Origin of the sequence: Porphyromonas gingivicanis JCM 15907, assembly GCF_000614585.1 — a bacterium.
Taxonomy (GTDB): domain Bacteria; phylum Bacteroidota; class Bacteroidia; order Bacteroidales; family Porphyromonadaceae; genus Porphyromonas; species Porphyromonas gingivicanis.
This window is the reverse complement of the sequence record NZ_BAKX01000026.1, coordinates 1-696: the sequence shown is the minus strand read 5'-3', so window position 1 is coordinate 696 and position 696 is coordinate 1. Positions and strand designations below refer to the sequence as shown.

The window sequence follows — 696 nt, the reverse complement described above, 5'->3', positions numbered from 1 at the left end:
TTGGATACTGTCCTCAAAAAGTGTGTAAGCCCCGTAGCTCTTAACTTTGTGGTAACAAGAAAAAACAAACTAAGAACAATGGAGCTTACAACATCACAAAAGTCGGCAATTATTTCGGAAATGCTATCATCGGAGTCAGGTATTAACGAACTTATTCGTGTATTATTGAACAGCTTCTCCAAGCAAGAACGTTCTCTTTTTGTCCAAGAGCATAAAGGCGAACAGTGCAATGGTTTCCGTCCCCGTCGATGGCGGGGCTATGGATGTAGCTTTGAGCTTCGGATTCCACGTACTCGTTCGGGGAATTTCCAGCCCCTGATTTTGGGCATCCTCTCCCATCAGGAAAGCGAACGTGCCCTCCTCTTCCATGAACTTTATACGCGAGGACTTTCGTGCGAAGATATTGGCGCCGTGTGCGAACGCCTCTATGGTCATCACTATAGTAAACAGCAAGTCAGCTTCCCCTCCAACACGAGTAAAGCAGAGATCTACAAGTGGTTAGAGCGCAAATTGTCTCCTCACTATTTGGCAGTGTACATTGATGCAACGTTTGCCTTTACTCGGCGAGAGGATAGTGTCTCTAAGGAGGCTTACTACACGATGCTGGGTCTACTTCCAGATGGTAGTCGCGAGGTGCTTTGTGTGGTGAATCATCCCACAGAGGGAGCGTTGAATTGGGAGGCGGAGTTAAAAGCA

Annotated in this window: 1 protein-coding gene; it reads left to right on the top strand. The window is 47.0% G+C overall.

What is annotated here, in order from left to right; translation table 11 throughout:
* Positions 1 to 78 precede the first annotated feature (78 nt).
* Positions 79 to 696 (top strand): transposase (locus JCM15907_RS09730; protein ID WP_025843641.1); only part of this gene is annotated, 618 nt, incomplete at its 3' end.